The organism is Terriglobales bacterium (assembly GCA_035487355.1).
GTDB lineage: Bacteria > Acidobacteriota > Terriglobia > Terriglobales > Acidobacteriaceae > QIAW01.
Genome location: DATHMF010000086.1, coordinates 169,189 through 178,340, shown reverse-complemented (window position 1 = coordinate 178,340; position 9,152 = coordinate 169,189). Strand labels below are relative to the sequence as shown.

The 9,152-nt window shown below is 55.0% G+C and carries 4 protein-coding genes; 2 read left to right on the top strand and 2 right to left on the bottom strand.

Going from position 1 to position 9,152, the window contains the following annotated elements; translation table 11 throughout:
* The coding region (locus tag VK738_16135) for a VWA domain-containing protein (GenBank protein ID HTD24188.1) at window positions 1-992 on the bottom strand (992 nt) is incomplete at its 3' end.
* Window positions 993-1,047: 55 nt separating this feature from the next.
* A complete protein-coding gene (locus tag VK738_16130; protein HTD24187.1) occupies window positions 1,048-4,383 on the bottom strand; it encodes a TonB-dependent receptor in 3,336 nt (1,111 codons plus the stop codon).
* A gap of 431 nt (window positions 4,384-4,814) precedes the next feature.
* Here VK738_16130 and VK738_16125 point away from each other — a divergent pair, with 431 nt between their 5' ends.
* The gene (locus VK738_16125) at window positions 4,815-6,044 is read left to right on the top strand and encodes an MdtA/MuxA family multidrug efflux RND transporter periplasmic adaptor subunit (protein HTD24186.1); all 1,230 of its coding nucleotides are present in this window, start codon (window positions 4,815-4,817) and stop codon (window positions 6,042-6,044) included.
* Window positions 6,041-9,151: a multidrug efflux RND transporter permease subunit gene (locus VK738_16120; GenBank protein HTD24185.1), complete on the top strand. Its 3,111-nt coding sequence runs from the start codon at window positions 6,041-6,043 to the stop codon at window positions 9,149-9,151. The genes VK738_16125 and VK738_16120 overlap by 4 nt, the downstream gene beginning before the upstream one ends.
* Window position 9,152: the final 1 nt, after the last annotated feature.

Sequence of the window (9,152 nt, the reverse complement as noted above, 5' to 3'; positions counted from 1 at the left end):
ACCAGGGTTTCCTGGCTGGCAAAATTGGAATCGAACTGGTTCAGAGTAGACCGGCCGGAGTAGGCCGATGTACCCCGCAGGCTGGCGGATTGCGCCGCGCCTCCAGGAGGCATTGCCTCCAACCCGCGTATATCCACGGTGTAGATGGAAAGATTGGCGCGTACGGCAGCGTTGGTTGCCGCGCGCAGCTCAGACTGGTTCTCGATTCCTGTGCGATTCATGCCGCTGGAGAAATAAATCACCGATTTCTTCTGGTCCACATGCGCGAGTTGTTCACCAATGGAGCGCAGGGCCTCAAGGCGGCGGTCGGTATTAAAAATGTTGTATTCAGTATCGTCGGCGGTGAAGGCCTGGCCGGTATCAGGTGTGCCTTCCGTGGTGCCGGTAGATCCTTCTTCGAACCCCTGGCCAGCGCTTAGATTGAAGCCGCGCAGTGTCTTCAGCAGCAGGTCGTGGTCAGAGGTGAAATCCTGGTTTACCAGCAGAGAGCTGCCGAGTGAAACTACCGAGACCAGGTCCGCCGGCTGCATTTGCTTTTGCACGTAATTTTCCGCCGCGGTTGCCGAGCGGTCAATTTCATCAGGCTGCATGGAGCTAAGATCAAAAAAGAGAATGATGAGCCGGCGGTCTTTAAGAGCTGTAGCCATGTTTGCCGGAGTGGGAGTCTGAGTAGCAGGTGTATCCGTGGGCCTTACCTTGAGCGCATTCGGCTGCGAACTCAGCAATTTTGCCTGCTCAACGCTCGCCGGCGGCAGTGCGTCGGTGTTCTCTATATCAAAGGAGACGACTTGCTGCGGTTTGCCATCTTCGACAACCGAAAAGTCGCCCTGCTTCAGATCGCGCACAAGATTTCCGCTCTTGTCACGGACCGTCACATTCACAAGCACGAGATCGGTTTCGGCGTGAAAGGTGTATCCCGTGTTTTGCTGGGAGGGCAGAGAAGGGCACAGCAAAGCAACGGCCAGGAAAAGGGCCAGAGCTTTGTTCGACATCTGTATCGGTCTGGAGTGTATTGGTCTGGTTGCCATCATCATCTATCCTCTATCGTCAGAAGCGGTAGCGCGCTGAAAGTTGCATGGATCGCATGGATCCCGTGTTGGTAACCTGACCGTAGGTAAGAGATCCTACATTCGTATTAATGGATGTAAATTGCGGCGTGTTGAATACGTTGGAGGCCTGGGCGCGGAATTCAAGCACGCGCGATTCCCTCATGGGAAATGTTTTTGACAACGCCATGTTGAAGGAGACCGAGCCCGGCCCTTCGATGCTATTGCGCCTTGCATCCCCGAATTGTCCGCTGGGTGGAGTCACAAACGCCGCCGTGTTGAACCACTCGGTTATGGTGGGATTCGACAGGCTGACTGGTTGTCCGGTGACGTTGGCGCGCAACGTGCCGTTGGTGCCACGATTCACGTCGGCAAAATTGCCAACCACCCGGGGCGTGAACCAGAAACCGGAAGCGATGGACCAGTCACCACTCCACTGCCAATCGCCAAAAACGTCGCGCATCACGCCTTCTTGGTTTAGCCAGTGCTTGTCATGCCCAAAGGGAAGCTCCCAGAGATAATCGGCGCTGAAGCGGTGGCGCTGGTCGAAGCTGGAAAGACCGCGTTCCGCTGTCAGATTGTTTGGATCTTGCGCCACCACGGTGCCGCCTCCACCGATGCTGGAGGCATTATCCATGGACTTTGAGAAGGTATAGCTGCCGCCAATGGAAATTCCGTGTTGCAGGCGTTTGCGCGCGCGTACTGAGGCTGCATTCGCGGTCGAGTCGCCCACGGAAGTTTCCCACAGGAAGGGCTGAACGTTCGGATTGAGAAGTCCGGTAGAGACACGGTTCGGGGCTTCCACGATATCGAGCCGCGTGCCCTTGGTGCCGGTGTAATCAAAGTTGACGACTACCGTAGGCGTGATCTCCTGCTGCACATCCATGTTCCAGATCTGGACGTATCCCAGGCGGTAGTTCGGGTCTACAGCGTAGTTATTGGTGACCGCTCCCGGTTGCGGGGTAAAGAATCCATTCTGCAAAGTTAAAGGAGTTGTGGCTGACTCGGTATTGGTTTGAGTGAAAGAAAAAGGCGGCTGGAAGGCGAGCTGCTGAATCATGCTGGCATAAGCACCTGTGTTGTAGTTGATGCCATAGCCGGCGCGCACTACCGTGTGCGCGGATGCCTTCCAGGCAATCCCAACACGCGGAGCAAAATTGTTACGGTCTGGACGGACCAGAGAATTAGGAAGACCTGGATGCCCGGCAATCACCGGCAGCACCGTAACCAGGCCGGGCGTGAATATCAAATTGACGATTTGGTTATGCAGCTCGGAGTAAGGCGAAATATATTCGTAGCGCAGGCCGAGATTAAAACTTAGATTGCCGGTTGCCCGCCATTCATCCTGTATGAACAGGTCCCAGGAATTTCCGCGGAACTGATAATTGTTCGTCCCAAACTGTGCCGAAGTCTGCTGCGGTAAGCCGAGCAGAAAGTCGGCAAAATCGAAACCGGTACCAGGGCAAACGCCGTTCACAGGTTTTACAGGCTGGCCTTGCGCATCTTTGCATCCTGTAGCAGGTACAGTCTGCGCAGTGTTGAAACCGGAGAAGATGAAGCTTCCGCGGGCGTTGCTGTCAGTTTTAGTGTTGAGCTGGATCCAGCGGATGTCTCCGCCCCATCGCAAAGTATGCTTGCCGTGGGGCCAAATCATGAAGTCAGAGAGGGAGTATGTCTGGTCGCGGCGCAACAGGGGTCTTACGTCTGAAATCCCAGCGAAGTTCGTGAAAGAAATGCCGGGAACTCCCCAATCGAATGGATTCTGGGAAACGCCGTTGATCCCCAAATTGCCGGCGATGTTTTGCGAGGAGGCGTAAAGATTATGAGTGGTGGTACGGTTTTGGTTGAAATTGAAGCGTAGGATGTTGTTAATTTTGCCCAGACTCTGTGTATAACCCGCGTTCGCATTTATGCCGCGCGTTGTGGTGTGACCACCAATGCCGGGAAAAACATTCACGAGTACGTTATCGCGGTTGCTGTAACCCAGTCCAAAGTTAATACTGTTGCGGGCAAAACGCCCACCCCTGCCTCCTCTATCACCGCCAGTTGCGTTTCTGTTTCCAGCGCCGTTGCGCCGAGGGGTTGGCGGCGCTCCCAGCATGTGGTTGATGCGTATATTGAAATCATTGCCGCTGTTGGTGTACGAGGTGATGCGATGAAAATTCTGTACATCGCCCGGTAGGTTGGGCAGCGGGATGAAAGCCAGCAATCCTGCAGCGGCAGAGTTAATGCGATTCGTGGGAATCGTGTTATTCGGGAAAGGCGTGGCGGTGGTGGGATCGAAGATCTGCACCGGCAATCCCGCGTTTGAGCGGCTGCGAATGGTTGCGCTGGAAAAGTCGCCGTTGCGCTCGGCCAGCGTGGGCACGGTGGCAAACTGGTCAAAAGGATTTTGGCCCACATTGCCGGTGTAATTAAGGAAGTAAAAAGTCTTGTCGCCACCCTTATAGATTTTGGGAATATTCAGAGGCCCGCCAAGGTTTCCTCCAAAGCGATTTTGAAAATAATTTGGTTTGGAGCCGGGTTGGCCGCTGAGTGAATAGGGAGCAGCGTTGAAGACCGAATCGCCGATGCTGTAATAAAGCGAGCCATGCGGCCGGTTGATGTTGAATCGTCCGCGGCCGCTGCCGAATCCGCCTCCACCAAAGCCTCCACCTCCGCCACCGAATCCACCACCACCAAATCCGCCGCCACCGAAGAAGCCTCCTCCGCCTCCGGGCCCGCCCTGCTGGTCACGAAACTCCTGTATTCTCTGCTGAAGCTCATCCGTGCTCATCCCCGCCAGACTGGAATTTTCGGTCGTTCCGGAAACTGCCACCGACTCGGTTGCTGTACTGGCTGCAGTTCCAAGTGTGGGCATGCCGGCCGGCGTTGCTGGATCGTCCGTCGCACTGGTTGATGATGAATCGCTTCCGCCTTCTCCCTGCATCACAGAAAGACTCTGGAATCCGCCGCGGCCTCCCTGGGCTCCCATCTGCTGCATTAATTGCTGGCGGGGGTCTTGTCCCTGGGCGCGAGACATCAGAACCATCTCCAAATCCGCTTTCGCGGTGCGGTTGGCTGCGTTGATTGTTACCCTGGCGAAGGTAGGAGCAAAAGCTGCCATTTGGGTGCGCACAAAATATTCGCCGTCTTCGGAAACTTGAAGCGAATAGCTGCCATCCAGGTCTGTCCATGTAACCGCTGATCGTTGACGGGTCTGAGGATTGATAGCTGTTACAGCGACTCCGGGAATCGGCATGTTGCCCGACTTCACAGTGCCATGGATGGTGCCACCTTTAGTAGCTGGTGTAGCGGTTGGTGAGGAATCCTGTGCTGAAAGCAAAGTGCCCAGCATCAAAACCACAACTATACAAAGTTGCGCCGGTCTGCACACGCGCAGAAATCTGGATAGACCAAATCTAAAGAGGGGTCTTCTCATCAGTGAATGTCTCGATTCGCAGCCCGCAAGGATAATACTTCACAATTTAGACGATTTCTCTTCCGCTACGATTACTTCGTGTTGAGCTGCAGAACATTCAAACATCGCGTAAGCTCTTGTCGGGTAAAGAGATGGTCAACAAGAGTAAATTTTTGTAAAGGCTGAAAGGCTACGCTTGACAAGCTTTCTGTCGAGGTCTCATGCTGATTTGAGTGCAACCTGATTTGCGGCTAACGTTGTGCTGTGGTGATTGTCAAAATGAAATGTCACGTGCGCGAAGCCGATTGCGTCTTACAACCTGGAGCAAAAGCTATCATGTCTAAAATTGTGACTAAGAATGACTGAGAATGCATAAAACGATCAAAACGTTTATTTCATTAAGTGTTGGTTCCTTCATTTGCTTTGCCTGGATAGGTTGCAACAGCGTTTCCACACAACAAAAGGCCAGCGCAGCGACCACCCGGCCGGTTTCTGTCACGGTCGCCAAAGCTGGCCGGCAGGATTTGCCGGTTTATCTGACCGGTCTTGGTTCTGTTACGGCCTCCAACACCGTCAGCATCAAAAGCCGCGTGGATGGGCAACTGGTTACAGTTGCTTTCAAAGAAGGACAGCAGGTCAGAAAGGGAGACTTGCTGGCGGTGATTGATCCGCGCCCATTTGAAGTGCAACTCAGCCAGGCCCAGGCGCAATTGTTCAAAGACCAGGCCCAGCTCCACGACGCCAAATTAAATCTCGACCGCTTTACCGGGCTGGTACCTGCGGGAATCATCTCGCAACAACAGTTGGATACGCAACACGCCCTGGTGGACCAACTGGAAGGGGCGGTTCGTTCCGATCAGGCGCAGATTGATAACGTCAAGCTGCAACTTATCTACTGTCATATCATCGCGCCCATAAGCGGCCGCATTGGTTTGCGGCTGGTTGATTCGGGGAACATGGTGCACGCCTCTGATCCCAATGCTCTGCTGGTTATCACGCAGGTCGAGCCGATTGCGGTTCTGTTTACCTTGCCGGAAGATAATCTTCCCGCAGTGGCCCAGCACCTGAAGCAAGCGCCGCTGCAGGTAGAAGCCTACAGCCGCGACGACCAAACCAAGCTGGCCACAGGAACTTTGCTGACTATTGATAATGAGATTGATCCCGCCACCGGCACAGGCCGCCTCAAAGCCATGTTCGATAACAAAGATGGCTCCCTGTGGCCCAATCAATTCGTGAACGTCCAATTGCTTTTAGAGGTGCGCAAGAACAGCACAGTTGTCCCTAACGTTGCCGTTCAGCATGGTCCGCAGGGAACGTTTGTGTATGTGGTCAAGACCGAGAGTCAGACGGCGGAAATGCGGAGCGTTTCCGTCGGCCTCACACAGGGCAACCTGGCCGCGATTACAAACGGTCTTGCACCCGGAGAGTTGGTCGTCACCGACGGACAGGACAAGCTGCAAAATAACAGCAAGGTTGATTATCAGATGGGCGGCGGTGGTCCAAAGGGCAAGAGCGGCGCTGGATCCCAATCTGGAACACCGCAATCAGGCGCACGAACGTCGCGAATAGCAGACTCGGGAACTCCGGCGTCATCATGACTCCATCACGATTATTTATTTTGCGGCCGGTGGCCACGTCATTGCTGACGATTGGCCTGCTGCTGGTGGGCATTGTTGCCTATCAACAGTTGCCGGTTTCGGCCTTGCCTGAAGTGGATTATCCGACCATCCAGGTGATGACTTTTTATCCGGGAGCTGACCCGGACGTCATGACGTCCTCGGTGACCGCGCCTCTCGAACGCCAGTTCGGACAGGTCCCCGGACTCAGCCAGATGACCTCCACGAGTTCGTTTGGCAGCTCGATCATCACGCTGCAATTCAATCTTGACCAGAACATTGATGTAGCTGAGCAGGAAGTGCAGGCCGCCATCAATAGCGGAAGTACGTATCTGCCGCGCGACCTGCCTAACCCGCCCATTTACAGCAAAGTGAACCCGGCAGATGCGCCTATCATTACGCTGGGACTTACATCGGACACACTGGCCCTATCAAAAGTAGAAGATCTGGCCGATACGCAACTGGCACAGAAGATTTCGCAGTTGCCCGGTGTTGGACTGGTCTCAATCAGCGGCGGTCAAAAACCTGCCGTTCGTATTCAAGCCAATCCAACGGCACTCGCTTCCTATGGTTTAAGTCTGGAAGACCTGCGTACGGCCTTGGGGCAGGCAAACGTTGACCAGGCCAAGGGAGTGCTGGAGGGGCCACGGCAGTCCTACACCATTGGGGCCAACGATCAACTGCTTTCGAGCGAGCAGTACCGGCCCATCATTATTGCGTACAAAAACGGGGCGCCGGTGCGTCTCTCAGACGTGGCCACCGTGATTGATAGCGCGGAAAACGTCAAGCAGGCTGCATGGATGAACCTGGCCCCGGCGGTCATCATGAATATCCAGCGCCAGCCCGGGGCCAACATCATCACCGTGGTGGATAAGATCAAGAAGCTGCTGCCACAACTTCAGGGAACTTTGCCTTCTTCGGTCAAGGTTGCCATTCTCACGGACCGTACCCAGACCATCCGTGCCTCGGTGCAGGACGTGCAGTTCGAGCTGATGCTTACCATTGCGCTGGTGGTGATGGTGATCTTTCTCTTCCTGAGAAATGTTGCGGCAACGGTCATCCCTGGTGTGGCTGTGCCTCTTTCCATTGTGGGAACGTTCGGGATAATGTATCTGCTGGGCTACAGCCTCAACAATCTGACTCTGATGGCGCTTACCATCTCCACTGGATTTGTTGTGGATGATGCCATCGTCATGATCGAGAACATCAACCGCTTTCTCGAACAAGGCGACTCACCCCTGGAGGCCGCACTCAAAGGGTCAGGACAGATTGGCTTCACCATCATTTCTCTTACCGTCTCGCTCATTGCTGTGCTCATTCCGTTGCTCTTCATCGGAGACATCGTGGGCCGGCTGTTCCGTGAATTTGCCGTAACCCTGGCGGTGACCATCCTGGTTTCGGCGGCGATCTCGCTAAGCCTGACGCCGATGATGTGCGCCAAACTGCTGAAGGCCAAGGGCAGCAACGCGCACGGACGCTTCTACGAGACCTCCGAAAATTTCTATCAAGGCGTGGTTGCTTTTTATGGACGCACGCTCAAGTGGGTCCTTGAGCATCAAACTGCGACCTTGCTGGTCACTGTGGGAACGCTTGTGTTGACCTTGCTTCTTTATACCGCCGTGCCCAAGGGGTTCTTTCCCGTGCAGGATACAGGTTTCATTTTAGGAATCTCAGAGGCTCCTGCAAGCGTTTCTTTTGACGCCCTGGCACAACGCCAGAAGGCGCTGGCAGCCGTGATTCTGCAAGACCCGGATGTCGAGAGCCTCTCTTCTTTTATAGGCATTGACGGCACCAATACCACGCCCAACAGCGGCCGCATTCAGATTAATCTAAAACCTCGCAACGTGCGCAGTACCACTGCTTCGGATATTATCCGCAGACTTCAGCCCGCGCTTGCCCAGGTGCAGGGAATCGCCCTCTACATGCAGCCGGTGCAGGACCTGACGGTCGAAGATCGCGTCAGCCGGACGCAATACCAATACTCTATCGAAGACGCCGACCCGCAGGAGCTGGCGCAGTGGGCGCCGAAGTTGCTTGCCAAGTTACAAGGCCTGCCGGAGCTGCGCGATGTTGCCAGCGACCAGCAGAACGATGGCTTGCGAGCTGAATTGACGATTGACCGGGATACGGCTTCGCGTCTGGGCATTTTGCCGCAGGCGATTGATGACACGCTGTATGACGCCTTCGGCCAGCGGCTGGTTTCAACCATCTATACCCAGTTGAACCAGTATCACGTAGTGCTGGAGGCGGCGCCCGACTTTAAGCAAGATCCGGATGCGTTGAGGAACATCTACGTGAAGTCAAGCAATGGCACGCAAGTGCCGCTTTCGGCCTTTACCACTTTGCAGACTTCCAACGCGCCACTCTCGATTAACCATCAGGGACAGTTTCCGGTAGTGACGCTTTCCTTTAATCTCGCGCCCAACGTTTCACTCGGTGCAGCCACGAAAGCCATTGACCAGGCGGAGCAGGAGATCCTCTTGCCCACAAGCGTGCATTCCAGCTTCCAGGGGACGGCGGCGGCCTTCCGCAATTCGCTCGCTTCGGAGCCTTTGCTGATTCTTGCGGCGATCATCACGGTCTACATTGTGCTGGGCGTGCTGTATGAAAGCTATATTCATCCCGTCACCATTCTTTCTACGTTGCCCTCGGCGGGCGTGGGCGCCATCGTGGCCCTTCTGCTGACGGGCTATGACCTGGGTGTGGTGGCGCTGATAGGAATCATCCTGCTGATTGGCATCGTAATGAAGAACGCCATCATGATGATTGATTTTGCCCTCGAGGCCGAGCGCGTGGAAGGAAAGCCGCCCGGAGAGGCGATCTATCAAGCTTGTCTGTTGCGTTTCCGGCCCATCCTGATGACTACCATGACCGCTTTGCTCGGCGGTCTGCCGCTTGCCCTCGGCGCCGGGACCGGCTCGGAGCTACGCCGTCCGCTGGGCATTACCATTGTGGGCGGCCTTCTGTTGAGCCAAATGCTCACGCTTTATACGACTCCGGTGGTTTACCTCTGGTTCGACCGGCTCTCCCGAAGATTTGAGCGCATACGAATCGGCAATACCATTGAGGAACCCGCATCGGCGGATTAGG